Source organism: Georgenia sp. Z1491 (assembly GCF_049856175.1).
GTDB lineage: Bacteria > Actinomycetota > Actinomycetes > Actinomycetales > Actinomycetaceae > JB111.
The window spans coordinates 157,926-182,767 of record NZ_JBNDNA010000002.1 but is presented as its reverse complement, the minus strand read 5'-3'; the positions used below and the strand labels follow the sequence as shown (position 1 = coordinate 182,767).

Below are 24,842 nucleotides of genomic sequence, written 5' to 3'. Positions count from 1 at the left end.
TGGACCCGTGCCACCGACCACCAAGCGACCCCGCGCCGAGTTCCGCTGCACGGAGTGCGGGTGGACCACCGCCAAGTGGGTGGGCCGGTGCGGCGAGTGCCAGGCCTGGGGCACGGTCGAGGAGGCCGGCGCCGCACCCGCTCGCACCCCGGTCACGGCGCTCGCCCCGGCCACGCCCGCGGCATCGATCCTCGACGTCGACGTGGAGACGGCTCGCGCCCGACCCACCGGCGTCGGCGAGCTCGACCGGGTGCTCGGCGGCGGGCTCGTGCCGGGCGCCGTCGTGCTCCTCGCGGGCGAGCCCGGGGTGGGCAAGTCCACCCTCCTGCTCGACGTCGCGGCCCGCGCGGCAGCAGCAGCCCACGGCCGCGTCCTCTACGTGACGGGTGAGGAGTCCGCGAGCCAGGTGCGCCTGCGCGCCGAACGGATCGGGGCGCTGCACGAGGATCTCCTGCTCACCGCCGAGACGGATCTCGCGACCGTGCTCGGGCACGTCGAGGCGATGGACCCGGCGCTGCTCGTCGTCGACTCGGTGCAGACGGTCGCGGACGCGAGCGTCGACGGCACCGCGGGCGGCGTCTCCCAGGTCCGCGCCGTCGCCGGCGCCCTCATCCGCGCGGCGAAGGCCCGGGCCATGCCCGCGATCCTCGTCGGCCACGTGACCAAGGACGGCTCGATCGCCGGCCCGCGCGTGCTCGAGCACCTCGTGGACGTCGTCTGCCACGTCGAGGGCGAGCGCCACTCCAGGCTGCGGCTCGTGCGCGCGGTGAAGAACCGGTACGGCGCGACGGACGAGGTCGGCTGCTTCGACCTGCGCGAGGACGGCATCATCGGCCTGCCGGACCCGTCGGGGCTGTTCCTGTCCGCCGCCCCGGAGCCGGTGCCGGGCACGTGCGTCACCGTCACGCTCGAGGGCCGCCGGCCGATGCCGGTCGAGGTCCAGGCGCTGCTCACGGGCGCGGCGGGCCCGCCGCGGCGCACCGTGAGCGGGGTGGACGGCGCGCGGGTCGCCATGACGCTGGCGGTCCTCACCGCGCGGCTGGGGGTGCAGGCCACCGGGCTGGACGTCTACGTCTCCACGGTCGGCGGTGCGCGCGCGAGCGAGCCGGCCGCGGACCTCGCGCTCGGCCTCGCCCTGCTCTCGGCCGCCCGGGACCGGCCCATCCCCCCGGGCCTCATCGCGGTCGGGGAGGTCGGGCTGACCGGCGAGCTGCGCGCCACGACCGGCGTCGGCCGGCGCCTGGCGGAGGCGGCCCGCCTGGGCTTCACCACCGCCGTCGTGCCCGCCGCCGGAGAGGCTCCCGCGCACGTCCCCGGCATCCGTGTCGCGCGCGTCGACCACCTGGCCGAGGCCGCCCGCGCCTGCGCGCTGGGCTGACCGATCCTGGGGCCGCGCGCCTACGATGACGGTGGCGGGACACCTCCGCCGGGAACGGGGAGTCATGGGCACCGACGACGACGCGACGATGCGCACCATGCTCCACGAGATCGCCCCGGGCACCGTCCTGCGGGACGGCATCGACCGCATCCTGCTCGGCCGGACGGGCGCCATCATCGTCCTGGGCTTCGACGAGTCGGTCGAGGCGATCTCCTCGGGCGGCTTCGACCTCGACGTCGAGCTGTCGGCCACCAGGCTGCGGGAGCTGTCGAAGATGGACGGCGCCGTCGTGGTCGACCGCTCAGCGGGCCGGATCCGCCGGGCCAACGTCCAGCTCATGCCCGGCACGCACGTCGACACGGTCGAGTCCGGGATGCGCCACCGCACCGCCCAGCGCACGGCCCGGCAGACCGGGCACCCGGTGATCTCGGTGAGCCAGTCGATGCGGACCGTCGCGCTGTACGTCGGCGAGCTGCGGCACCTCGTCCTCGACACGGCCGACGTCCTGGCCAAGGGTGAGCTCGCGCTGTCCGCCCTCGAGCGCTACCGCGCGCGCCTCGACCAGCTGCTCGGCACGTTCACGGCCCTCGAGGTGGAGGACGTGGTCACGGTGCGCGACGTCGTGACGATCGTCCAGCGCATGGAGATGATCCGCAGGATCTCCTCCGACGTCGAGTCCGCGACCGTCCAGGCCGGCACCGAGGGGCACCTGCTGCGGCTCCAGCACGACGACCTCATGGTGGGCCTCGCCGTGGAACGGCGCTCGCTCGTGCGCGACTACGTGCCCACCGGGGCCTCCGCCGGCGTCCGGGACGCGCTCGGCGCGCTGTCCTCGACCGATCTCGTCGACCTGTCGGTGATCGCCCGGGCCATGCGGCTGGGCGGCCCCGGCGGCGCCGACCTGGACACGCCGGCCTCGCCGCGCGGTCACCGTCTCATCGCGAAGCTCCCGCGCCTCCCGCTCCCCGTGGCCAACGCGATCGTCAGCCACTACGACTCGCTGCAGGCGCTGCTCGCCGCCACCACGGACGACCTCCAGGAGGTCGAGGGCGTGGGGCGGGCCCGGGCGTTCGCGGTGCGCGAGGGGCTGGGCCGGGTCGCCGAGACGTCGCTCGTCTGAGACGGCCGGTCAGCCGTCGGTGGGGGTCTCGCCGTCGGTGGGTGCCTCACCCTCCGCGGGGGTCTCGCCGTCCGCAGGGGCCTCGCCCTCCGCAGGGTCCTCGCCGTCGGAGGGCTCCTCACCGTCGGTCGGAGCCTCGGGCGGCGCCTCCTCGAGGGTGAAGACGGTCGCGCTGTCGACGACCTCGGTGCCGTCGCGCAGCAGCACGGCGCGGTAGGTCCCCGGCTGGACGGCGGGAGCGTCCTCCGGGCAGTCCGCGCTCGACCGGGTGCCGGGCCAGGTGACGAGCGACTCCGAGGCGGTGCCGGGTCCGAGCAGCAGCATGCGGGACTCCTCGGTGGGACAGTGCGCGGAGGACCACACCTGATCGTTGCCGGAGCTGACCTCGAGCACCAGGGCGGACTGGCCGGCGTCGACGAGGCAGTCGCCCTCGCCCGAGTTGCTCATGTCGACCGCGAACTCGACGGGGGCGCCGGCGTACTGCCCGCTCCCCGTCAGGGCGAGGTCGAGCTGGTCGTCGGTGCAGGCCACCGGGTCGCCGGCCGGGGCGGCGTCGGAGGCGGACTCGCTGCCGGACTCCGAGCTCGTCTCCGCCGCGTCGGCCGGCGCCGTCCCGGGGTCGTCGTCGCCGCCGAACAGCGCGCCCCACGCGGCGACGATCCCCCACACGATCAGGGCGAGCACGACGAGCAGCGCCAGCAGCACGGTGATCCGGCGCCGCCAGATCGTCGCCCGGCTGGGGCGGCGGCGCTGCGCCGGGGAGGGTCCGCGGTCGTCGTCGGTGGGCACGGGCCCACCGTAGGCAGGACGGGCCCCGGCTCCTCGATGGCACGCCGTGCGGTACCACGCACGGCGGCGCTCGGGTGAGACTGGACCGGTGCCCGACCCGTCCGCCTCGACCTCCGCCGTCCTGCACGACGCCGTCGCCGGCTTCTGGGCGGGGCACGCTCGGGACCTGCCGTGGCGTCGCCCCGGCACCACCGCGTGGGGTGTCCTCGTCTCGGAGGCGATGAGCCAGCAGACGCCGGTGGCGCGGGTGGCGCCCGCCTGGGTGGACTGGATGGCGCGCTGGCCGACGCCGGCCGACCTCGCGGCCGCGTCCGGCGCCGACGTGCTGCGGTCCTGGGGCAGGCTCGGCTACCCGCGCCGGGCGCTGCGGCTCAAGGAGTGCGCGGCCGCGATCGTCGAGCGGCACGGCGGCGAGGTCCCGCACGGCGAGGACGAGCTGCTCGCCCTGCCCGGGGTGGGGCCGTACACGGCCGCGGCGGTGGTGGCGTTCGCGCACCGCCGGCGTGCGGTGGTGCTCGACACGAACGTCCGCCGGGTGCTCGCCCGCGTGGTGTCCGGCGTCGCCGCACCGCCGCCGGGGGCGCCGACCCGGGCGGAGCGGGACCTCGCTGCCGCGCTCCTCCCGGCGGAGGACCACGCCTCCGCGGGCTGGAACGCGGGCGTGATGGAGCTCGGCGCGCTCGTCTGCACGGCGCGGTCGCCGCGGTGCGACGCCTGCCCGTTGGCGGCCCGCTGCGCGTGGCGCCGCGCCGGGTACCCGCCGGACGCCCACGCGGCCCGACGCCGCACCCAGACCTGGGAGGGCACCGACCGGCAGGCCCGGGGCCGGGTGATGGCGGCGCTGCGCGCCGGGGAGCCGGGCACCCGCCACACGTGGGCCGAGCTCGTCGCGGCCGCCGGCGGCGGCACTTCGCACGCCGACCCGGCGCAGGCCGAGCGGGCGGTGTCCTCGCTCCTCGCGGACGGGCTGCTCGTCGAGCGCGGCACGGGCCTGAGCCTGCCGTGAACGACGACTACCCTGCCCCGGTGACCACCGACCCTGCGCCCTCGCCCGAGGAACGGCCCGCGCCCCCGACGGGCGCCCGGGCCGTGCGGACGACGCTGCTCGTCATGGCAGGCGCCGTGGGTGCGCTCGGCGTGCTGGGGATCGGCCTGGTCGCGATGTCCGGGGACGCGCTGTCCCCCTGGCCCGGGCTGACGATGATGCTGCTCGGGCAGGCGGCCGCGCTGCCCGCGCTCGCGCTCGCGGCCCTGGGCCACCGCCGTGCCCTGGCGGGCCGCGACCCGGGTGCGGCGCGGCTGCGCGCGGTCCTGCGGGCGACCGGGCCGACGCTGCTGGTCGCACTCGTGCTCGCGGTCGGCGTGTGGGCCTGGTGGGACCCGGGGCTGTGGTTGCCCACGGTGGGGTGCGCGCTCGTCGCCGCCCAGGTCGGGCTGCTGGCGCGGCTCCTGTCGCGCTGAGGGCACCCGGCCCGAGGAGCTGGCGCGCGGCACGTCGTCGCCGCCATCGACCGGTGACGCGGCAGGGCCCCCGGCGCCGTTCGACGTCGGGGGCCCTGCCCTACCCGTGTGCGAGGAGCTACCGCTGGGCGGCGCCGGCGCCCGCGAGGACGGTCTCGCCGGACGCCACGGGCGCCTCCTGCTCGATCGGCTCGTCGTCGGCGCAGGCAGCCAGGCCTCCCGCGAGAAGCAGGGCAGCGACCGCGGTAGTCAGGCGGGTGGTCCTCGAGCTCATCATGATCCTTCCGGGGGTCGGTGCTGCGGTCCTGAAGCTGTCGGTGCACACGTTAGGGACGACCCCGGTCCGGCGCCAGGCCGCTCGCCGGGCTGCACTCCCCGGTCCCCGACGTGCGTCGGCGCGGCATCCCGTCAGGTGCGTGCCGGGATCACTGGAGCGTCATCTCGCGGACCGACTCCACGACCGCCTCGTCGACACCCTCGCTGTTGTACTCGAGGACGGCGACCTCCGCGGTCTCCTGGTTCTCGACGATCCAGTACACGACTTCGGTCTGCTCGTCGCTCACCGACACCTCGGTGGCGTTGAGGCCCTCGGCGACCGGCTGCAGCTGCTGGATGTCGACCTCGGTGGTCGGGTCGCTCGCGCTCGGCTGGCCGACGTTGGGCACGAACTCGACGCAGTCGCTGTAGGCGAGCGGCGGGCCCTCGTCCGGCGGGCTGCACTCACCCATGTGGAGCGCCGCCCCGTCGTTGCCGGTCCAGACGCCGTCCTCGAACTCGCTCCAGTCCTCGGGCAGGGGCACGGCGAGCCAGTCCGAGTAGGTCGCGACGCCGGGCTCGCCGGTCGAGGCCGGCTGGCCCTCGACGGCGCCGTCCTCCTCGGGGGCACCGCCCTGGGGCGGCGCGCCGCCGTCGTCGGGCGCTCCACCGTCGCCGGGCAGGCCGTCCTCGGGCGCGTCCTGCTCACCGGGCACGCCGCCCTCGGGTGCGTCCTCCTCACCGGGCACGCCGCCCTCGGGAGCAGCCTGCTCACCGGGCATGCCACCACCCTCGGAGTCGCCCTCCTCGCCGAGCGGGGCGCCGTCGGAGACGCCCTCGCCGCCGTCGGAGGCGCCCTCGTCGGGTGCCTGGTCCTGCTCGGGGGCCTGCGGCTCCTGGGTGTCCTCGACGGCGGGCGGCTCCACGGTCTCCGACGCGTCGTCCGAGCAGGCGGCGATCCCCCCGGCGATGAGCAGCGCGCTCGAGCCGAGCGCCAGACGCTGGGTGACCTTCGCGTTCATGTTCGTCTCCCTCCCGGGCCGCGCTCGATAGCCGTCGGCCCGAACTGGAATGTCGATGTCGTGCTCGGTCGTCAACCACGCTAGGAAGCGCCCGCCGCGGGGCGCAGATTCGGGCCACGGGGACTTCTCCCCCGCCCTGACCTGCGGAAAGACCCTCCGTCGACCGGGAGCGGCACCATGGGCGGGATCGTCGTCCCTCCCCGGGGTACTACAGCTCGAGCAGCATCCGGGTGTTGCCGAGGGTGTTCGGCTTGACGCGCGCGAGGTCGAGGAACTCCGCGACGCCGTCGTCGTGGGAGCGCAGGAGCTCGGCCTGGACGTCGACGCCGACCGGCGTGCCCTCGATGACCTCGAACCCGTGCCGCGCGAAGAAGTCGACCTCGAAGGTGAGGCAGAACAGGCGGCGCAGGCCGAGCCGCCGCGCCCGGTCCAGGAGCGCCTCGAGCAGCATCCCGCCGATGCCCCGCCGCAGGTACGCCTCGTCGACGGCGAGGGTGCGGACCTCGCCGATGTCGTCCCACATCACGTGCAGCGCGCCGCAGCCGACCGTCCCGCCGTCGGGGTCCTCCGCGACGAGGAACTCCTGCACGGACTCGAAGTACGCGACGAGGTCCTTGGTGATGAGGGTGTTGGTCCGGGCGTAGGGCTGGACCAACCGGGCGATCGTGCGCACGTCCGTCACGAGCGCGGGACGGACGGTGACCGCGCCGCGTGCCTGCGGGTCCGGTCGCGACGTCATCGGAGAATCATGCCACCAGCGCCGGAGCCCGCCGTCCGAAGCCGGCGGGAGCCAGCGCCCGTCGCGCGACCGCTCCTCGCCAGGCCCGGTGCGGCTGCGCTACCAGGGCCACTCCACCGGGTCGGTCCAGAACTCGTGCGCCCGCTCGGAGACGATGTGCTCCTCGAGGCCCGCCACGACGAGGCCGGTGTTGTGCTGCGCCATCGACCCGTCGTCGAACACCGACGAGTGGCCGGTCGTGCCGTCGCGGTGCTCGCCGTAGCCGGTCTGCCCCTCGTAGGTCGACAGGTGCGTGAGCCCGTCGATGCCCGTCGGGTCGGGCCCGAAGCGGCCGAGGTCGGCGATGAGGTCCTCGTCGTTCTCGAGGTAGTACAGCCCGTCGGACGGGACATGGAAGTCGTCGAGATCGCCCGTCGAGATGCCCGGGGAGGACATGAACACCGCGTCGTCGACCCCGGTGCCCTCCTGCTTGAGGGCGTAGCCCTGGGTGGTCGAGCCGTAGGAGTGGCCCAGCGCCGTGAGGTGGGGGTCGTCGACGCGAGAGGCGTTGATGCCCGTGTAGAAGCCCGCGAGGTCCTCGCCGCCACGCTGCGCGGCACCGGACAGCGCCACGGAGTTGCCGGTGAGGGTCTCGTCCCACTGGGGCGCGTCGTATCCCAGCCAGGAGACGGTGGCGACGGTCTGGTCGTGGTGCCCGTAGCGGTCGAGCTCGGCCTCGGTGACGGCCTTGAGGGAGGCCATGCGGCTGTCGTAGCTCGCCAGGCTGCCGTCGACCGTGGTGGTGAACCCGGGCGTGAACACGGAGACGTGGTCCGCGGTGTCGACGTCGCCGTGGGCGACCGCCGCCCGCACCCGCTCGCCGGACTCGGTGTCGAGGAGCATCAGGTACCGGTCGTCCTGGGCGATCGTCTCCTCGACCTGCGTGATCGAGTCCAGCGCCGCCTGGGCGTCCTCGATCGCGCCGCCGTCCCCCGAGGCCCGCGCCGCCGCGAGCGCCTCCTCGGCGTCCTCCCGCTCGGCGCCCAGCTGGTTGCGGTTCGCCTCGTCCCTGGCAGAGGCCGGGATGCCGTCGCGGTTGCCCACCAGGTCGGGGTGGTCGTCGAGGATCTCCTGGCGCTGGGCGGGCGTGAGGTCCTCCCACCAGTCCGCCTGGGCCTGCTCGTCGCCGTCCGGAGGCCGGGGCCAGGTGATCTGTCCGTCGCGGTGCCCGGCGGCGGACGCGTCGGTCAGGTCGGTGTGCCCGGAGTCGAGCTGGTCGCCGTGCGCGGAGTCCAGGACGTCCGCCAGCGTGGTGTCCGCGGAGTCCGCGAGCAGGAGCACCTCGGTGATGGCCCGCGCGACGACGTCGACCGCCTCCTGCCGCTCCCGGGTGTAGGCGTCGAGCTCCTCGGCCGTGGCGAGGTCGGTCGGGGGTGTGCGGCTGTCGGTGACGGAGCCGTCGTCGCCGACGGTGACCTCGCGGGAGGTCGCGAGCTCGGCGACGGCCTCGACCTTCTCCTCGATGGTGCGCACCGAGTCCTCGGCCTCGTCGACGGCGGCGCGCACGAGGGCGACCTCGTAGACGATGGACTGTGCGGCGGTGCCGATCTCGCCGCGGCGGGTGCCGGCGGCGGTGGCGGCGTCCCCGGTCCAGCCGGCCGGGGTCACCATGGCGTCGAGCTCGTCGCCGATGCCCTTGAGCGTGTCGCGGGCGTTGCCGAGCGCGGTCACCTCGGTGGACAGGTGCGACGCCGACCAGGTTCTCACCTCCGACCAGGTCACCATCGGGGCACCTCGTCGACGATGTCGGGGGCGGCCTCGGGCAGCTGGCCGTCCGCCGGCCCGACGACGGGCGCCCCCTGGTCGGCAGGGGCGCCCGCCACGGGGCCGTCACCGGTGCGGCCCGCGGCGGTGGGGCCGTCGCCCGTCGGGCCCGCGGCGGCGGGGCCGTCGCCCGTGGGGCCCCCGGCCGCGGGTCCGTCGCCCGCCGTGCCGCCGCCCCGGGCGGGTCCCTGGGGCCGGGACGGCACCCCCGCGCCGGGGCGCACACTCACACGCAGGATGGTCGACGCCGCCGTGCCGAACGTGAGGGTCCGGCCGTCCTCGGCGTAGAAGCGCGCCTCGTGGTCGCCCACCCGGTCGACCGCGAGCTCCGCCGCCGTGTAGCCCACCCGCCGTGCGTGCGCGGCGACGATCGCGATCGCCCGGTCCCACTCGTCGTCGTCCAGCGAGCGTGCGACGCCGAACGTGTGGTGCCGCTCGACGACCGCGTCCGGGCCGGGCCCCGTGCGCGCGGTGCTCGGGGAGGGGCGGTTCTGCACCCAGGTCAGCCCGCCGAGCGCGGCGTCGAGATCATCCTTGACGGCGCCGGCGAGCTCGACGATCTCGCTATCGGTCGGCTGGGCGTCGGGATCGTCCATGCGCGCATCTCCTCGGCGAGCTCGTCGACGGCGGTGGCCACGCGGGGCCGGCACCTCCGAATCTGCCACGTCCGGCGCGCGTGACCGAATCGACCCCACGCACCGGACGGGGAGATCTCCCCATCGACCTCCCGCGACGGGCGTGCGGGCTCCCCGCGTGGCCGACAATGGACGTATGACTCACGTGCACTCGAGCCCCGAGCAGGTCACCGACGCGGTCGCGTACCACGGCGAGGGGCCCGTCTGGTCCGAGACCTGGGGCGGCCTGAGATTCGTCGACATGCTCGCCGGCGACCTGCTCACGGTCCGCCCGGACGGCGAGGTCGACCGCCTGCCGACCGGCTCGCCGGTGGCGGCGTTCGTCCGCCCGCGCGCGGACGGCGGCTACGTGGTCGGCACCGAGCGTGGTCTCGCCATCTCCGACCTGCCCCACGACGAGGCGTCGCCGTGGCTCACGCTGTGGCGGCACGAGGGGCTGCGGATGAACGAGGGCGGCTGCGACGCCGCCGGGAACCTCTACGCCGGCAACATGGCCTACGACCGCAGCCCGGAGGTCGCGAGCCTCTACCGCATCACCCCCGGCGGCGGCGTGACGACCGCCGTCGAGCGGGTGACGACGTCGAACGGGTTCGACGTCTCCCCCGACGGCTCGCTCGCCTACTACAACGACACCGCCGCCGGCGGGACGGACGTCTTCGACGTGGGCGGCACCGGACTGCGCAACCGTCGACGGTTCGCGACGGTCTCCCCCGACGAGCGGCCCGACGGCCTCACCGTCGACTCGGCGGGCAACGTGTGGGTCGCGCTCAACCGCGTCGGCAAGGTCCGTCTGCACGCCCCCGACGGCACCGAGCTCGTCACCGTCGACCTGCCGGTCCGTCTCGTCACCGCCTGCACGCTCGGCGGCGAGGACGGCCGCGAGCTGTTCGTCACCACCTCGCGCGAGAAGCTCGACGACCCCGAGCCGGAGGCCGGGGCCGTGTTCCGCATCCGCGTGGAGGTCCCGGGCCGGCCGGTCCGCACCTTCGGCGGCTGAGCGGCCCGGGGGTCAGCCCCCGAAGTCGGCCGCCGCGGCGTCGTCGGTCGTGCGGTACAGGCGGGCGGCGGCCTCCAGGCCGCCCGCGTACTCGTCCAGGCCGGTGGTCAGCGCGTCCTTCTCGCCGGTCCAGCTCGTCCCCAGGTCCGGAGCGGACAGCGCCGAGCGCGAGCCGGGCATCGCCGTCGCGATGCCGTCGAGGGCGGCCGGCAGGTCGACGCCGGCGATCTCCTCCGTGGCGTCGCGCGCGTTGCTCGCCGCCGTCTCGAGCTGGCTGATCTCGGCCTCGAAGTCGCTCACGGTGCGATCGTGCCACGCCCGCGCCTCACCTACCCTGGTCCGGTGCGGGCACCGGCCCGCCGAGGATGCGGAGGTGGCGTGGACGACGACGCGCGACCGCCCACCGACGCCCCCGTTGGCGCCCAGGAGCCCCTGTTCGACATCCCCGACGCGGCGCGCACGCCGCTCGCGAGGGTCGTGCTCGTCACGGGGCCGTCCGGGTCGGGAAAGACCCGGCTCACGCGCCGGCTCGGTCTGCCCACCGTGGCGCTCGACGACTTCTACCTCGACGGCGACCACCCCGGCCTGCCCCGCCGCCACGGGATGGTCGACTGGGACTCGCCCGAGAGCTGGGACGGGTCCGCAGCCGTGGCGTCGCTCGTCGAGCTGGTGACCACCGGCGCCGTCGAGGTCCCGGTGTACGACATCCCGTCCAACGCGCGCGTCGGCTCACGGATCATCGAGCTCGGCACCGCCCGCGCCGTCGTCGCGGAGGGGATCTTCGCCGCCGAGATCGTCGGCGCCTGCCGCGCCGAGGGCATCCTCGCGGACGCGCTGTGCCTCACGCGCCCACGGCTGCAGACGTTCGTGTTCCGCCTCGCCCGCGACCTGGACGAGGGCCGCAAGCCGCCGCTCAACCTCCTGCGCCGCGGGCTCTCGCTCACGCTCGCCGAGCCGGCCATGTACCGCGACCTCGTCGCCAAGGGCACGCGGCGCGTGACGGTCGACGACGCCGAGCGCACGATCCTGCGGGTGGCCGCGGGCCTGCCGCCGGAGCCTGCGGACGTCTGAGACCGGCGCCCCGGGCGGACCGTCAGAACAGCGCGACCTTCGGGACCGGCGGGAACAGCTCGTCGAGCTCCGCCTCGTCCTCCACGCTCGGCACCCAGGCGATGGCCTCGGCGTTCTGCCGGATCTGCTCCGGCGTCGTCGCGCCGGCGATGACCGAGGCGACGGGGCCGCGCGAGGCCAGCCACGAGAACGCCACCTGCAGCTCGGTGAGGTCGCGCGCCCGCGCGAAGTCACCGAACCTCTTCAGCGTCGCGAGGGTCTCCTCGTCCTTGAGCAGGTGCTGCCGCGTGAGGGTGAGGCGGGACCCCTCGGGCGCGACGCCGTCGGAGTACTTGCCCGTGAGCAGCCCGTTCGCGAGCGGGAAGTAGGGGATCACGCCCAGGCCGAAGTGCTCTGCCGCCGGGAGGACCTCGAGCTCGGCGCGGCGGTCCAGCAGGTTGTAGTGGTTCTGCGCGGACACGAACTGCGCCCCGCCGAGGGAACCGGCGACGTGCGCCGCATCGGCGATCTGCCAGCCGGCCAGGTTCGAGTGCCCGATGTAGAGCACCTTGCCCTCGCGCACGAGGTCGTCCATCGCGGCGACCGTCTCGTCGATCGGGGTCTCGTCGTCGGGCGTGTGGTACTGGTACAGGTCGATCCGGTCGGTCTGCAGGCGGCGCAGCGAGTGCTCGACGGACTGCTTGATGTGGCGCCGCGAGCCGCGCGCGCCGAAGTCGGGCCCGTCGTCGTCGGGCGCCTTCATGCCGAACTTCGTCGCGAGGACGATGTCGTCCCGCCTGCCCTTGAGCGCCTCGCCGAGGAGGACCTCCGAGACGCCGGGTCCGTAGGAGTTGGCGGTGTCGAAGAAGGTGATGCCGGCGTCGAGCGCGGCGTGCACCAGCGCGGTCGCGCCCTCCTGGTGCTCGGTGACGGTCCCGCGGCGGCCGAGGTTGTTGCACCCCAGCCCGACGCGGGAGACGGACAGTCCGGAGGCGCCGAGGCGTGCGTGTTCCATGGGGCCAGCCTAGAGCCGCTCGGCCACCTGGAGCCGCTTGACCCCTAGAGCCGCTCGGCCACCTGGAGCCGCTTGACCCCTAGAGCCGCTCGGCCACCTAGAGCCGCTTGACCAGCGGGAACGTGATCGTCTCCCGGATACCGGCCCCGGTCATGGCGGCGAGGAGCCGGTCGATGCCCATCCCCATGCCGCCGGCGGGCGGCATGCCGGCCTCCATGGCCTGCAGGAAGTCTTCGTCGAGGACCATCGCCTCCGGGTCCCCGGCCGCGGCGACGAGGGCCTGTGCCTCGAACCGCTCGCGCTGGACGACGGGGTCCACGAGCTCGGAGTACGCCGTCGCCAGCTCCATGCCGCGCACGTACAGGTCCCACTTCTCGACCTTGCCGTGCTGCGTGCGGTGGGCCCGGGTGAGCGGAGAGGTGTCGACCGGGAAGTCACGCACGAACGTGGGCGCCCACAGGTGGTCCCCGACCCGCTCCTCCCAGATCTCCTCGACGATCTTGCCGGGCGTGGCGTGCGGGGCAACGGGGATGTCGAGCCGCTCGGCGAGCGCCCGCAGGTGCTCCTCACCGGTGTCGGGCGTGATCTCCTCGCCCAGGTTCTCGCTGAGCGACTCGTACAGCCCCAGGCTCGTCCACTCGCCACCGAGGTCGTACTCGGTGCCGTCGGCGAGGGTGACGAGCGTCGTGCCGACCGCCTCCTGGGCCGCCGTCTGCACGAGTGAGCGGGTGAGCTCGGCCATCGTGTCGTAGGAGCCGTAGGCCTCGTACGCCTCGAGCATCGTGAACTCCGGGGAGTGCGTGGAGTCCGCGCCCTCGTTGCGGAAGTTCCGGTTGATCTCGAAGACCTTGTCGATGCCGCCGACGACCGCGCGCTTGAGGTACAGCTCGGGCGCGATACGCAGGAACAGCTCGGTGTCGTAGGCGTTCATGTGGGTGGCGAAGGGCCGGGCCGCCGCACCGCCGTGCAGCACCTGGAGCATCGGCGTCTCGATCTCGAGGAAGTCCCGGGCGTCGAACGTGCGCCGCAGGGACCGCGTGACGGCCGAACGCAGCCGGACCATGTCCCGCGCGCCGGAGCGCATGACGAGGTCGAGGTGCCGCTGCCGCACCCGCCCCTCCTCCGAGAGCGAGGACTCCTCGCCGTCAGCGCCCTCGTAGGACTTCGGCAGGGGACGCAGGGCCTTGGCGGCGATCCGCCAGGCGGGGGCCGGCTCGCCGTCGACCTGCCCGGGACGCGCGAAGACGCTCAGCTCGCCGCGGCGCGAGGCGCCGACGTGGCCGTGCACGTAGAGGTGGTCGCCGAGGTCCACGTCGGCCTTGAACGCCGCGAGGGACTCCTCCCCCACGGCGGCCAGCGAGAGCATGACCTGGATCCGCGTGCCGTCCCCGGCCTGGAGGGTGGCGAAGCACAGCTTGCCCGTGTTGCGCAGGTACATGACGCGGCCCGCGAGACCGACGAGGACCTCGTCGAGCTCGGTGCCCGCCTCGAGGTCGCCGTGCGCGGCGCGGACCCGTGCGATCGTCGTGGTGATCGGGAGCGTGACCGGGTAGGGGTCGGTGCCGGCCGCCAGGAGCCGGGCGCGCTTCTCGGCGCGTACCCGCACCTGCTCGGGGGTGTCGTCGTCGGGGAGGTCGGGAGTGTCGGTCACCCGACCAGGGTAGTCGCGGACCAGGGAGGTGCCCGCGTCTACCCCTGGCGCCCCTTCCAGCGAGGGTTCCTCTTGTTGATGACGTATGTCCGTCCCCGACGACGGACGACGATCGCCCCGTCCTTGCGCGCGAGCGACCTCAGCGAGGCGCGGACCTTCATCGCGCTCCCCCCGTCCGGCCGTAGCGCCGGTTGAACCGCTCGACGCGGCCGGCCGTGTCCACGATCTTCTGCCGCCCCGTGTAGAACGGGTGGCTGATCGAGGAGATCTGGACCTCGATGACCGGGTACGTGCGACCGTCCGACCACAGGGTCGTCCCCGTGGCCCGGGAGAAGGCCGTCGACCGGGTGAGGAACTCGCGCCCCTCCGTGCCCTCGGGGACCGAGACGTCACGGAAGACCACCGGCCGGTACTCGGGATGGATGTCGTGCTTCATGTGCTCTCCTACCAGCTGGACTTCGTGACTCCGGGCAGCTCGCCGCGCAGCGCGCGCTCGCGCAGCTGGATACGGGACAGCCCGAACTTTCGGTAGTAGGCCCGGGCGCGCCCGTCGGAGACGTCCCGGTTCCGCAGCCTCGTGGGGCTCGCGTCGCGCGGCAGGCGGTGCAGGCCGCGCATCGCCTCGGCGCGCTCGGCCGGGCTCCTCGACGGGTCGACCGAGGCGGCCTTGAGCCGCGCCCGCACCGTCGCGTACCGGGCGACGATCCTGCGCCGCTGCTCGTCCCGGGCGATCTTGGACCGCTTGGCCATCAGCGCACCTCCGCGAAGTCGACGTGCCGGCGGACCACCGGGTCGTACTTGCGCAGGACGAGCCGGTCCGGGTCGTTGCGCCGGTTCTTCCGGGTCACGTACGTGTACCCCGTTCCCGCGGTGGAGCGGAGCCGGACGACAGGTCGCAGGTCCGCAGCCTTCGCGGCCATCAGATGCGCTCCCCGCGCGCGACGATCCGGGAGATCGCGGCCTCGATGCCGATCCGATCGACGGTGCTGATCGCCGAGGCGGTGAGCGTGAGCCGGACGGTGCGGCCGAGCGAGGGCACGTAGTAGCGCTTGCGCTGGACGTTGGGCGTGAAGCGGCGCGAGGTGCGCCGTCCGGAGTGGGAGACGCGCCGGCCGAAGCCTGGGCGCGCGCCGGTGAGCTGGCAGTGGCGTGACATGTCCCCGATCCTACGTATTGAGAATCGTTCTCGTCAAGCGGTAGGGTCGCAGGGTGACCGACCAGAACCTGCTCCCCGTCCCCGTCGTCCTGCTCGCCTCCACCGAGGCCGGTGAGCGCGATGCCGCCGTGCTCCAGGCGCTCCTCGAGCTGCCCGGCCTCGTGGTGCTCACGCACGACATGACCGAGGACGCCGACGGCGACCTGCGGGTGCGCCGAACGATCGCCGACGCCGGCGGCACCCGCTCCGACGTCACCGTGGACCTCGACCACCCCTGTCTGGGCTGCCTCGCCCGTGAGGACCTCGTCCCCGCACTCGCCGAGCTGCACGACGACGCCCTCGCGGTACTCGTCGTGCTCCCCCTCGGCGCCGACCTGCAGCCCGCCGCACGCACCATCGAGCAGCACCTCCACGCCGAGCTCGCGGGCTACCGGCCGGCCGGCGTCGTCATGGTGGCCCGGGACGAGGCGGTCGTCGCCGGGCTCGCGGGAGGCGACGAGGACCTCCTGCTCCACCTCGTCTCGGCCGACGTGCTCGTCCTGTCCGACGGCGGCCAGGAACCGGTGCGTCAGGCCACCCTCGACCTCGTCGAGGCGCTGCGCGGCCCCGGATCGGCCGTGGTCCCGGACCTCGGCGGAGCCTGGCTCGAGGCCGCCCTCACCCGATCGCTGGACGCCGAGGCACTCGCGCACCGGTCCGACCCGGCCACCGCCGGCACCCACCACGACCTCGACCCCGCGGCACGCACCGGGAAGCAGGTCAACGTGCACACCCCGCACATGCGGTTCGCCACCGCCACGATGGACGTCACCAGGTCCGGCGTCTGGCGCCTCGTGCTCGCCACCGACCGCCCGCTGCACCCGGGCCGCCTCCTCCGCAGCGCGCGGGCGCTCGCGCCGGAGCACACCGTCTCGCGCGGCCGCTTCGTCGTGGCCAACCGGCCCGACTCCCCCTGCGGCTGGCAGGGGGTCGGCGGCACGCTGCGGATCGGTCCGGCGAACGGCCATGCGGGCGTGGCAGCTGGTGGCGCAGCCGGCGTGGGCGCGGTCGGCGAGGACGACGTGGGGACGCGCATCGTCGTCGTCGGACGCGGGGGCAACCCCGTCAACGCGGTGGCGGCGTTCGAGCGGATGATCGTCACCGAGGAGGAACATCTCCCTCCCGCCGGGTGGGCCGACGCACCGGACCCGCTCACCCCGTTCCTCGGCCCCGTCGGAGCACGTGGCGCCGGGGAGGCCGCGTAACCGGAGGAGCGTTCAGCCCTTCGGCAGCGTGCCCAGCGTCCGTGCGGCCCGGTAGGCGGCGAACGTCTCGCCGGAGGACTCCATGTCCGGGGCGCTGCCCCGGTCGGTGTCCGGGACCTGGCCCGGCTCGTGCGAGCACTCGACGATCTGGTTCTTCTCGTCGACGAACACGACCGCCGGCTCGTAGCTACGGGCGTCCTGGTCGGACATGTGCCCGTAGGCGATGACGATGACGAGGTCCCCGGTGGCGATGTGGTGGGCGGCGGCGCCGTTGATGGTGAGCACGCCGCTGCCGCGCTCCCCGGGGATGACGTAGGTCGTGAGGCGAGCACCGTTGGTGATGTCGACGACGTCGACCTGCTGACCGGGCGGCAGGTCCGCGGCGTCGAGCAGGTCGGCATCGACGGTGAGCGAGCCGACGTAGTGCAGGTCGGCTCCCGTGATGGTCGCCCGATGGATCTTGCCGACCATCATCGGGCGCAGCAGGGAGGCAGGGGCGTGGGTCACGTGGTGACCTTTCGTGGATCGATGGTGACGGTCATGTTGTCGATGAGGCGGGTCGGCCCGACGCGGGCGGCGAGCGCGAGCAGCGCCTCACCTCGGTGGTCGGCCGCGACGTCGAGGAACGTCGCCGGGTCGACGAGCACCACGTAGTCCTCCTCGACGCCGGGCGCGTCAGCGATCGAGGCGCGCGCGGCCGCCAGCACGTGGTCGGCCGGAACGCCGTCGTCGGCCGCGGTGCGGGCCGCCTCCAGTGCGGCGAACAGGCTCGTCGCCCGCTCGCGCTCGACCGCCGACAGGTAGGCGTTGCGCGAGGACATCGCCAGGCCGTCGGGGTCCCGCCGGATCGGGGCGCCGACGATCTCGACGCCGAGGCCGAGGTCCTCGACCAGCGTGCGGACCAGTGCGAGCTGCTGGGCGTCCTTCTGGCCGAACACCGCGACGTCCGGGCGCAGGGCGGCGAGCACCTTGGCGACGACCTGGAGGACGCCGGCGAAGTGGCCCGGGCGGGTGGCACCCTCGAGCACCTCGGCGACCGGGCCGGGGTCGATGCGCACGAGAGGCTCGCGCGGGTACATCTCGGCGTCGTCGGGGGCGAGGACGAACGTCACCGCGGCGTCTGCGCCGGCGTCAGCGCTGTCGCCGGCGAGCAGGTCGAGGTCCGCGTCGAGGTCGCGCGGGTAGGCCTCGAGGTCCTCACCCGGGCCGAACTGGAGGGGGTTGACGTAGATCGAGACGACGACGTGCTCGGCCCGCGCGCGAGCCTCGCGCACGAGCGAGAGGTGACCGTCGTGCAGGGCGCCCATCGTCATCACCAGCGCGACACGGCCGTCGAGGGCCTCGCGTGCCGCGCGCGCGTCCGCGAGCGTGCGCACGACGGTCGGTCGGGGCCTGTCCATCCCTCAAGGGTACGCGGGGGCGGATCGACGCTTCTCGTGCACCCGCGGCACTGCGCCTCCGCTACCCCTTCGCCGCCCCTTCGCAACTGCTTAGCCACCCCTCGCCAGCGCTCTGCCACCGCCCCTTCGCCGTTCTGCCGCCCCCTTGGGCGTTCTGCAGCCACCCCTTCGCCGAGGCAATCAGGTAGCGCTCGAGTCAATCGCCCGGGGGAACTGACTCGAGCGTTACCCCACTGACTCGGCGCACGGGTGCCGGGCGGGCGGACTGCCGCCGCACCTATCCCACTGACTCGGCGCACGGGTGCCGGGGGGAAGGCGTCGAGGACCGCGGCGGCGGCACACGTGGGCCGTGCGGGACGCTCGTCAGCCGGGCGGGAGGGCGTCGAGCACCGCCGCCGCGGCGTCCGGGTCCAGGCGGCCGGTGCGCACCGCACGGGCGGCGGTGGTCCGTGCCAGATGCCCGTAGGTGGCGAGCAGGTCGGTCTGGGAGGGCTGGTCGAGCTCGCCCAGGGCGGTCGTGTGGGCGCGGACGGTCTCGGCATCACCCCGGGCCACGGGGCCGGTGAGCGCGCTCTCGCCGCCGGAGAGGGCATTGCTCAGCGCCGCCTCGAGGAGCGGTCGGAGGTACTGGCCCGGGTCCGGCACGCCGGCCTGCTCGAGCATCCGCGCCGACTGGGTCACGAGGGTGACGAGGTGGTTCGCGCCGTGCGCGAGGCCCGCGTGGTACAGCGCACGGTCGGCGGCCGCGACGACGACCGGCTCGCCTCCGAGATCGACCGCCACCGCCTGTGCCAGCGGGAGGAGTGCAGGCGCCGCGGTGATCGCCATCGGGCAGCCCGGGAGCCGCCCGAGATCGAGCGAGGTGCCGGTGAAGGTCATCGCCGGGTGGACGGCGAGGGCGAGCGCGCCGCGCGCGGAGGCGGGCTCGAGCACGTCGGTCCCGTGCCGGCCGCACACGTGGACGACCACCTGGCCCGCACCGACGGCACCCGAGTCGGCGAGCTCCCCGACGAGGCCGGGAAGCACGTCGTCGGGGACCGCCAGGAGGAGGAGCTGGGCGTCTGCCGCGACCGCGGCCGCCGGGCGCACCGGCACGTCCTTGAGGAGGACGGACGCCCGCTCGCGGCTCGCCTCGCTGCGTGCGGCGACGCCGACGACGCGGTGCCCGGCGGCGCCGAGCGCCGCACCCAGCACCGAGCCCGCCCGGCCGGCTGAGACGACCCCGACGTCGAGCCTTCCCGGTCGCGCGTCGGTCACGAGGCCGGGCCCGCCGGCGGGGCGGCCGGACCGGCCGGCGGGGCCGTCGGTCCCGCCGGAGGCGCCTTCGGTCCCGCCGGAGGCGCCGCCGGTCCGACAGGTGGCCCCGCCGGGCCGGCCGGAGGAGCGGCCGCTCCCTGCTGGCCGTCCGTGCCGTGGGACGGTGACCAGCTGCCACCGTCCGGGCCGCGGCGGTGGGTGGGCTCGGACGCACCGGGATGCCTCGACCCCTCGGGCGCGGTGACGGACTGCGGCACCGGCCCGCCGTGCGCGGACGGATCGGACGCAGACAGGTCGGACGCGGGCGGGACGTGCTCCGGGAAGCCCGGGCCCGTGACGCCCTGCGGCCCGGCCGCGCCGGGCGGCTGCGCGCTCGACGGTGCGCCGTCGTCGGGGCGGTCCTTGACGTCCGGCAGGACGGCGACCCGGCGGGCCCACTCCTCGGGCCCCTCCCGGTGCCGCGCCTCGCGTGCGCGCTCCGCCTGGTGGCGCAGGAGGGCGAGTGCGTCCTGCTCGTCGAGGTGCTGGACGGCCGGCTGGCCGGGGCCGGACACGGTGTGCATGTGGAGGTTCGCGAGGCGCAGCCGGCGCTCCCACGGGCCCTGGGTGATGCCGACGGACTGGGTACGGCCGTGCGGGACCACCTCGAGCTGCCGCGTGAGCCACCCGGTTCGCAGGAGGATGGCCTCCCGCGTGACGAGGACGGCCTGCCGGCGCCACGCCTTCGGGTCGAGCCACCGGGCGCGGCGCGGGGAGGTGAGGAAGCCGGCGGTGTCGCCGGAGCCGTCGAGCCCGGCGTCGAGGACGGCCGGCAGGTCGTCGGCACCGAGGTCGGGCACGACCAACCACATCGCGGTGAGGGCCTCGGAACGGGTACCCACGGGCATGAGCGTGCTGGACGAGCTGGCGAAGCTGCCCTCGGTGACGCCGTACCCGGCGATGTAGCCCTCGACCCGCCACCAGCCGCGCCACCGCCACAGCAGCGGCTGTCGGAGGCGCACCGCCTGCACCCGCCGCGGCGGGATGGTCTGCGAGGTGGTCTCGAGCAGGCCGCGGCGCACGCGGACTCCGTCCGGCGAGGTCGCCGAGGTGAAGCTGAAGGCTCCGCTGAACCGGGACCACACGAATCCGCCGACGCTGACGACGCCCGGGAGGAAGCCGGCGAGCGCGGCGAACGGCGCGCGTGACGCCAGCACGACGATCACTCCGACGAGCATGAGCGCAATGACGACGAAGCCCCCGGAGAGCACGGTGGAGGCGACGAGGCGCGAGTTGTCGACCTCGAACACCACGCGCTCCGGCGCCTCCCGGTAGCCCGTGCGCGCGGCCGTCAGGGAGGCGCCGGCAGAGCTGTCCGACCCGCCCGGCGCCCCGCTGCCCGACGCACCGGTGCCACCGTCCGAACGGTCTGCCGCCTGCCGGAGCGCCTGCTCGGCGTCCTGCCCGGATGCGGCGGCCTCGGCGACGATGCGCACCTCGTCGAGGTCGACGCCGGCCGCGCGGGCGAGGACCTCCGCGCGCAGGGCGGTGGCGTCCGCGAGCCGGAGGAACGCGATGGTCACGTTGGAGTCCGCGGCGCCGGCCGTCTCGACCTTGACCCGCGCCAGTCCGAACATCCGGCCGAGCAGCGGCTGCTGCAGGTCGACCGCCTGCACACGGGCCAGCGCCGCCCGTCGCTGCTGGCGGAAGAGGATGCCCTGGTTGAGCTCGACCCCGTCGCCGTCGACCCGGTAGCGCATCTTGCGCCAGGACAGCGAGGAGTAGATGCCGACGACCACCACCACGACGACGACACCGATGCCCAGCCACATCAGGACGGTGCCCAGGTGGTCCATCACCCAGGTCCAGCCGCCGGTCCCGGCCAGCTCCTGACCCACCTGGAAGACGAGGACGGCGATGATGGCCGCGAGAACCTGCCAGACGAGCAGGACCGGAGTGACGGGATGGACCCGCCGCCAGCCGTCGCCGGCGTCGACGGGGAGGTCGGTCTGCTCGGGTGCCTCGCTCACAGGCCGGCCAGCCGTGCCTCGCCGCGCGACGTCAGGGACTCGCGCAGGCGTGCCGCCTCGTCCGCGGGCAGGCCCGGGATCTTCGCATCGGTCTGGGCGGACGCCGTGCTCAGCTTGACCGACGCGATGCCGAAGCGGCGGTCGAGCGGGCCGGCCTCGACGTCGATCTGCTGCATGCGGCCGTAGGGCACGACCACGAGCGAGCGCCACAGCAGCCCCTTGCGGAACAGCAGGTCCTCGTCCATCTCGCAGTAGCCCATCGCGCGGACCTGCCGCGGGACGAGGAGCAGGGTCCACACCAGTGCGGCGACATGGAGCCCCGTGGCGAGCCACCAGCCCCAGCCGCCGAGCCAGATGGCGAACACCGTGCCGGCCACGACGAACGGGCCGATCCACAGGACGGCGGAGATCATGCGGACCTTCGCGAGGTTCTGGTCGACGGGGAGGAACGGCACGCCCGGCGGGGCGAACGGTGACGGGCGCTCGGCTCCGTGCGGTGCCACCGGGGCCGTGCCCTCGTGGCCCGCCGCAGAGAACGGGGCACCCTGCTCGCCGCCGGGCGGTGCGAACGGGGACGGTCGACCACCGTCGGGCCCGCCCGCCCCTGCCCCGGTCTGCTCCGGGTGGGGTTCGGGCCACTGCTGGGACATGCCTGCTCCGATCGCGCTCGCCGCTCGAGGACGTGTGCGCCCCCGCGCGGGCATCATGTCAAAGCCCGCCGCGGGACGCGGTCCACCGCCGGGCGGACGCGGTGCACGGGGGTCCACCCGCCGACGGACCCTGGGGCGCGCGACCGTCCGTGGATCACCCTCCGGGGGCGCTTCGGCCGGGGCCGACGGTCCGGTCGCGTCCGGCTACGCCGGCTCGGGCCCGGAGGCCGCGGACCGGACGTCGGCGTCGTCCTCGGGCGGGATCGAGCACCAGTGCTCGACCACGAGGCCGACGACGACGAGCACCACCGCAGCCACGCCCGACGCGATCGACTCCCACAGGTGCTCCGTGGCGAACGCCGCGTGCCGATGGACGACCGCCACGATCGCCTGGGCGCCGAACCAGCCCGTGACCAGCGCCCCGCCCCAGGCCGAGGCCTGCGCGAGCGCGGCGACGCGCGCGGCACCGATCGGCGTCATCGTCGTCCGCTCCCCCTCGACGAGGCGCCTGACACCGCGACCGGCGAACCAGAGCGCGACGGCGAGTCCCAGGAGGATCACCGCGGTCAGCCAGGAGACCTCGACGTAGACGTCGGCGATGCCGAGCAGCGCCCACGACGCCGTCCCCGCGAGGATCGCGGCGCCCACGAGCCACGCGACCGACGTGCGCCTCACGGCGTCCACCCCTCGACGTCGCGCACGCCGTCCCGGTCCAGGGCGCGCTCCGCGAGGTCGGCCACGCGGCCCGCCCCCGGCAGCTCGGCGCCCGGGTCGACGAGCGACCAGGGCACCAGGACGAACGCCCGGTCCGCCGCGCGCGGGTGCGGCAGCGTGAGTGCCGGGTCGTCGCTCACGAGGTCCCCGACGGCGATGACGTCGACGTCCAGCGTGCGTGGCGCCCAGCGCTCGGTGCGCACGCGCCCGGCCGCCTCCTCGCACCACCGCGCGAGGGCGAGGACGCCCGCCGGGGAGAGCGTCGTCGTCGCCAGGACGACGGCGTTGACGTAGTCCGGCTGCGGCTCCTGCCCGGGAGCGAGCGCGGCCGCGCTGGAGACGAGGGGGGAGACGGCGGTGACGTGGAGGCCACCCGCGTGGGCGAGCGAGTCGGCGGCGCGCCGCAGCTGGTCGGCGGGCGTCGCCAGGTCCCCGGGTTGGTTGGCGCCGAGCGCGAGGACGACGGTCGTCGGTGCTGCGGGCACGGCGTGCAGGGCCCGATCCGCGACGTCGTCGACGGCGCCGCGCTCCCGACGGATGGTGAGCGTGACGTCGTCGACCTCGACGCCGACCGGCGCCTCCGGCTTGTGGATCGTCACCTCGACGGCGGCGGCACCGAGGTCGAGGACGGCCCGCGCGATGCGCTCGGCCAGAGTCTCGAGGAGGTCGACGGGCTCCCCGCCGAGGATGGCCCGTGCGGTGCGCGCGACCTCGCCGTAGGACAGGGTGTCGGCGACGTCGTCGCTCGCGGCCGCGGCGGCCGTCGGGATCTCGAAGGTGACGTCCGCGCCGAAGTGCTGGCCGTCGGCGCGTTCGTGCGCGTAGACGCCGTGGTGGGCGCGGGCACGCAGGCCCGTCACGCTGATCCGCGCGGGCCCCGGCACCGCCGGCCCGGGCACCGCCGGCCCGGGCCCCGTCGGTCCGGGAACACCTGGTCCGGGAGCCGCGGGCCCGCGCACACCTGGTCCGGGGGTCATCGGGGACGGTCCCGGTCGTACGGGGCGAGCTCGGCGGCGACGGCGACGGCGTCGGCGGACGGCCGGACGTCGTGCACGCGCACGGCCCACACGCCGCGCGCGGCCAGCAGGGCGGTCGTCGCTGCGGTGACGGCGTCGCGGTCGGTGGCGTCGCCGGAGCGGTCGGCCCCGTCCGCGACGGCGCGGGCGAGGAAACGCTTGCGGCTCGTGCCGACCAGCAGCGGGTGGCCGAGCGCGGCGAGCTCCTCGAGCCGGGCGAGCACCTCCCAGGACTGGGCTGCCGTCTTGGCGAAGCCGAGACCCGGGTCGAGCACGATCCGTGCGGCCGGAACCCCGGCGGCGAGGGCCGCCTCGCGCCGCTGGGCGAGCTCGGCGACGACGTCGGGCACGAGGTCGTCGTAGGCGGTCAGCTCCGTCATCGTGCCCGCCTCGCCGCGGCGGTGCTGGAGGACGACGACGGCGTCGGCCCGGGCGGCCACGTCGAGGATCCGCGGGTCGTGGACCCCGGCGGAGACGTCGTTGACGATCCGGGCGCCGGCGTCGAGGGCGGCCTGCGCGGTGGCCGAGTGGAGGGTGTCGACGCTGACGAGCACGCCGTGCGCGGCGAGGTCCCGGATCACGGGCTCGACCCGGCGGATCTCCTCGTCCGGGTCGACGGGCGTGGCACCGGGGCGGGTGGACTCTCCCCCGACGTCGACGAGGTCCGCGCCGCGGTCCACCATGGCGATCCCGTGCTCGACGGCGCGCCGCGGGTCGAGGTACGCGCCGCCGTCGGAGAAGGAGTCGGGCGTGACGTTGAGGACGCCCATGACCAGGGTGCGGCCGGACGGGACGGCGGCGGGCAGTCCGGCGGGTGCGCCGCGGTCGAGGTCGCCGGTGCGCACGGCGGCTACGAGCGGGCGCGCAGGAGGCTCATCGCCTCCGCGCGGGTCGCGGGGTTGCGCATCATGCCGCGCACGGCGGAGGTGACGGTGCGGGTGCCGGTGGCCCGGGCGCCGCGCATCGACATGCACATGTGCTCGGCCTCGACGACGACGAGCGCGCCGCGGGCGCCGAGCCGCTCGACGAGGGCGTCGGCGATCTGGCTGGTCAGGTGCTCCTGGACCTGCGGGCGGCGGGCGTAACCCTCGACCATGCGGGCCACCTTGGACAGTCCGGTGACGCGCCCGTCCTCTCCGGGGATGTAGCCGACGTGCGCCTTGCCGTGGAAGGGCAGGAGGTGGTGCTCGCACATCGAGTACAGCGGCACGTCGGCGACGATGACCATCTCCTGGTGGCCGAGGTCGAAGACGGCCTCGAGGTGGTCGGCCGGGTCCTCGCCCAGGCCGGCGAAGAGCTCGCCGAACGACCGCGCCACGCGGGCCGGGGTCTCCCGCAGCCCGTCGCGGTCGGGGTCCTCCCCCACCGCGACGAGCAGCGCGCGGACGGCCTGCTCGGCGGCGTCGACGTCGACCGGGCGGGAGCGCGGCGGACCGTCCTCGGGCACCGGCGTACGGCGGGTGCCGGCGGCGTCGACCGGG

At 75.0% G+C, this 24,842-nt stretch carries 30 protein-coding genes; 7 read left to right on the top strand and 23 right to left on the bottom strand.

The window, feature by feature from the left end; translation table 11 throughout:
- The first annotated feature begins 7 nt into the window (after positions 1–7).
- Both radA and disA read left to right on the top strand, forming a co-directional pair.
- Positions 8–1,378, top strand: coding sequence for a DNA repair protein RadA (radA, locus tag ACPYO4_RS03420; protein ID WP_425707810.1), 1,371 nt, complete (start codon positions 8–10; stop codon positions 1,376–1,378).
- Positions 1,379–1,442: 64 nt separating this feature from the next.
- Complete coding sequence (gene disA, locus ACPYO4_RS03415) at positions 1,443–2,498, top strand: DNA integrity scanning diadenylate cyclase DisA (protein ID WP_425707809.1); 1,056 nt, start codon at positions 1,443–1,445, stop codon at positions 2,496–2,498.
- Positions 2,499–2,507: 9 nt separating this feature from the next.
- Here the strand turns inward: disA and ACPYO4_RS03410 are convergent, their stop codons facing one another.
- Positions 2,508–3,287, bottom strand: a complete 780-nt coding sequence (locus ACPYO4_RS03410; RefSeq protein WP_425707808.1) for a hypothetical protein — start codon at positions 3,285–3,287, stop codon at positions 2,508–2,510.
- Positions 3,288–3,375: 88 nt separating this feature from the next.
- Between ACPYO4_RS03410 and ACPYO4_RS03405 the strand changes: the two genes are divergently transcribed.
- Positions 3,376–4,293: an A/G-specific adenine glycosylase gene (locus ACPYO4_RS03405; RefSeq protein ID WP_425707807.1), complete on the top strand. Its 918-nt coding sequence runs from the start codon at positions 3,376–3,378 to the stop codon at positions 4,291–4,293.
- Positions 4,294–4,313: 20 nt separating this feature from the next.
- Entirely contained in the window at positions 4,314–4,748 is a 435-nt protein-coding gene (locus ACPYO4_RS03400) for a hypothetical protein (protein WP_425707806.1), read from the top strand.
- Positions 4,749–4,866: 118 nt separating this feature from the next.
- Here ACPYO4_RS03400 and ACPYO4_RS03395 read toward each other — a convergent pair whose 3' ends face one another.
- The 5 genes from ACPYO4_RS03395 to ACPYO4_RS03375 all read right to left on the bottom strand — a co-directional run bounded on the left by ACPYO4_RS03395 (position 4,867) and on the right by ACPYO4_RS03375 (position 9,163).
- Entirely contained in the window at positions 4,867–5,022 is a 156-nt protein-coding gene (locus ACPYO4_RS03395; protein WP_425707805.1) for a hypothetical protein, read from the bottom strand.
- A 151-nt stretch (positions 5,023–5,173) separates the two neighbouring features.
- Positions 5,174–6,025, bottom strand: coding sequence for a hypothetical protein (locus ACPYO4_RS03390; RefSeq protein ID WP_425707804.1), 852 nt, complete (start codon positions 6,023–6,025; stop codon positions 5,174–5,176).
- Between the two features lie 208 nt (positions 6,026–6,233).
- A complete protein-coding gene (locus tag ACPYO4_RS03385) occupies positions 6,234–6,764 on the bottom strand; it encodes an amino-acid N-acetyltransferase (protein ID WP_425707803.1) in 531 nt (176 codons plus the stop codon).
- A gap of 99 nt (positions 6,765–6,863) precedes the next feature.
- Entirely contained in the window at positions 6,864–8,528 is a 1,665-nt protein-coding gene (locus ACPYO4_RS03380; protein WP_425707802.1) for an alpha/beta hydrolase, read from the bottom strand.
- On the bottom strand, positions 8,522–9,163 hold the full coding sequence (locus ACPYO4_RS03375; protein ID WP_425707801.1) for an LppA family lipoprotein: 642 nt from the start codon (positions 9,161–9,163) through the stop codon (positions 8,522–8,524). The genes ACPYO4_RS03380 and ACPYO4_RS03375 overlap by 7 nt, the downstream gene beginning before the upstream one ends.
- Before the next feature lie 175 nt (positions 9,164–9,338).
- On the opposite strand from ACPYO4_RS03375, the gene ACPYO4_RS03370 reads away from it, so the two are divergent.
- Positions 9,339–10,199: an SMP-30/gluconolactonase/LRE family protein gene (locus tag ACPYO4_RS03370; RefSeq protein ID WP_425707800.1), complete on the top strand. Its 861-nt coding sequence runs from the start codon at positions 9,339–9,341 to the stop codon at positions 10,197–10,199.
- A 12-nt stretch (positions 10,200–10,211) separates the two neighbouring features.
- Here the strand turns inward: ACPYO4_RS03370 and ACPYO4_RS03365 are convergent, their stop codons facing one another.
- On the bottom strand, positions 10,212–10,499 hold the full coding sequence (locus ACPYO4_RS03365) for a hypothetical protein (RefSeq protein WP_425707799.1): 288 nt from the start codon (positions 10,497–10,499) through the stop codon (positions 10,212–10,214).
- Between the two features lie 78 nt (positions 10,500–10,577).
- Between ACPYO4_RS03365 and ACPYO4_RS03360 the strand changes: the two genes are divergently transcribed.
- Positions 10,578–11,270: a uridine kinase family protein gene (locus tag ACPYO4_RS03360; RefSeq protein ID WP_425707798.1), complete on the top strand. Its 693-nt coding sequence runs from the start codon at positions 10,578–10,580 to the stop codon at positions 11,268–11,270.
- A gap of 22 nt (positions 11,271–11,292) precedes the next feature.
- On the opposite strand, the gene ACPYO4_RS03355 is transcribed toward ACPYO4_RS03360, so the two are convergent.
- From ACPYO4_RS03355 to rpmB, 7 genes are all read right to left on the bottom strand, one after another.
- A complete protein-coding gene (locus ACPYO4_RS03355) occupies positions 11,293–12,264 on the bottom strand; it encodes an aldo/keto reductase (protein WP_425707797.1) in 972 nt (323 codons plus the stop codon).
- A gap of 97 nt (positions 12,265–12,361) precedes the next feature.
- Entirely contained in the window at positions 12,362–13,915 is a 1,554-nt protein-coding gene (gene lysS / locus ACPYO4_RS03350) for a lysine--tRNA ligase (RefSeq protein WP_425707796.1), read from the bottom strand.
- 38 nt (positions 13,916–13,953) lie between these two features.
- Complete coding sequence (gene ykgO, locus ACPYO4_RS03345) at positions 13,954–14,076, bottom strand: type B 50S ribosomal protein L36 (RefSeq protein WP_425707795.1); 123 nt, start codon at positions 14,074–14,076, stop codon at positions 13,954–13,956.
- Positions 14,073–14,351 (bottom strand): type B 50S ribosomal protein L31, encoded by a 279-nt coding sequence (locus ACPYO4_RS03340; protein ID WP_425707794.1) that lies wholly within the window; start codon positions 14,349–14,351, stop codon positions 14,073–14,075. The genes ykgO and ACPYO4_RS03340 overlap by 4 nt, the downstream gene beginning before the upstream one ends.
- Positions 14,352–14,359: 8 nt before the next feature.
- Complete coding sequence (rpsN, locus tag ACPYO4_RS03335; RefSeq protein WP_425707793.1) at positions 14,360–14,665, bottom strand: 30S ribosomal protein S14; 306 nt, start codon at positions 14,663–14,665, stop codon at positions 14,360–14,362.
- The gene (rpmG, locus tag ACPYO4_RS03330) at positions 14,665–14,835 is read right to left on the bottom strand and encodes a 50S ribosomal protein L33 (protein ID WP_425707792.1); all 171 of its coding nucleotides are present in this window, start codon (positions 14,833–14,835) and stop codon (positions 14,665–14,667) included. The genes rpsN and rpmG overlap by 1 nt, the downstream gene beginning before the upstream one ends.
- Positions 14,835–15,071 (bottom strand): 50S ribosomal protein L28, encoded by a 237-nt coding sequence (gene rpmB / locus ACPYO4_RS03325; protein WP_425707791.1) that lies wholly within the window; start codon positions 15,069–15,071, stop codon positions 14,835–14,837. Before rpmB ends, rpmG begins: the two co-directional genes overlap by 1 nt.
- A gap of 53 nt (positions 15,072–15,124) precedes the next feature.
- Between rpmB and ACPYO4_RS03320 the strand changes: the two genes are divergently transcribed.
- Positions 15,125–16,315 (top strand): GTP-binding protein, encoded by a 1,191-nt coding sequence (locus ACPYO4_RS03320; protein WP_425707790.1) that lies wholly within the window; start codon positions 15,125–15,127, stop codon positions 16,313–16,315.
- Between the two features lie 12 nt (positions 16,316–16,327).
- Here ACPYO4_RS03320 and panD read toward each other — a convergent pair whose 3' ends face one another.
- From panD to folE, 9 genes are all read right to left on the bottom strand, one after another.
- Complete coding sequence (panD, locus tag ACPYO4_RS03315) at positions 16,328–16,789, bottom strand: aspartate 1-decarboxylase (protein ID WP_425707920.1); 462 nt, start codon at positions 16,787–16,789, stop codon at positions 16,328–16,330.
- A 29-nt stretch (positions 16,790–16,818) separates the two neighbouring features.
- A complete protein-coding gene (panC, locus tag ACPYO4_RS03310; RefSeq protein ID WP_425707789.1) occupies positions 16,819–17,715 on the bottom strand; it encodes a pantoate--beta-alanine ligase in 897 nt (298 codons plus the stop codon).
- A gap of 363 nt (positions 17,716–18,078) precedes the next feature.
- Positions 18,079–18,972 (bottom strand): Rossmann-like and DUF2520 domain-containing protein, encoded by an 894-nt coding sequence (locus ACPYO4_RS03305; protein WP_425707788.1) that lies wholly within the window; start codon positions 18,970–18,972, stop codon positions 18,079–18,081.
- A complete protein-coding gene (locus ACPYO4_RS03300) occupies positions 18,969–20,981 on the bottom strand; it encodes a PH domain-containing protein (RefSeq protein WP_425707787.1) in 2,013 nt (670 codons plus the stop codon). The genes ACPYO4_RS03305 and ACPYO4_RS03300 overlap by 4 nt, the downstream gene beginning before the upstream one ends.
- Positions 20,978–21,631 (bottom strand): PH domain-containing protein, encoded by a 654-nt coding sequence (locus tag ACPYO4_RS03295; protein ID WP_425707786.1) that lies wholly within the window; start codon positions 21,629–21,631, stop codon positions 20,978–20,980. Before ACPYO4_RS03295 ends, ACPYO4_RS03300 begins: the two co-directional genes overlap by 4 nt.
- Positions 21,632–21,835: 204 nt before the next feature.
- A complete protein-coding gene (locus ACPYO4_RS03290) occupies positions 21,836–22,306 on the bottom strand; it encodes a DUF3180 domain-containing protein (protein ID WP_425707785.1) in 471 nt (156 codons plus the stop codon).
- A complete protein-coding gene (gene folK, locus ACPYO4_RS03285) occupies positions 22,303–23,205 on the bottom strand; it encodes a 2-amino-4-hydroxy-6-hydroxymethyldihydropteridine diphosphokinase (protein ID WP_425707784.1) in 903 nt (300 codons plus the stop codon). The genes ACPYO4_RS03290 and folK overlap by 4 nt, the downstream gene beginning before the upstream one ends.
- A 113-nt stretch (positions 23,206–23,318) precedes the next feature.
- Positions 23,319–24,206: a dihydropteroate synthase gene (folP, locus tag ACPYO4_RS03280; RefSeq protein WP_425707783.1), complete on the bottom strand. Its 888-nt coding sequence runs from the start codon at positions 24,204–24,206 to the stop codon at positions 23,319–23,321.
- 5 nt (positions 24,207–24,211) lie between these two features.
- Entirely contained in the window at positions 24,212–24,808 is a 597-nt protein-coding gene (gene folE, locus ACPYO4_RS03275) for a GTP cyclohydrolase I FolE (RefSeq protein WP_425707919.1), read from the bottom strand.
- Between the last annotated feature and the right edge of the window lie 34 nt (positions 24,809–24,842).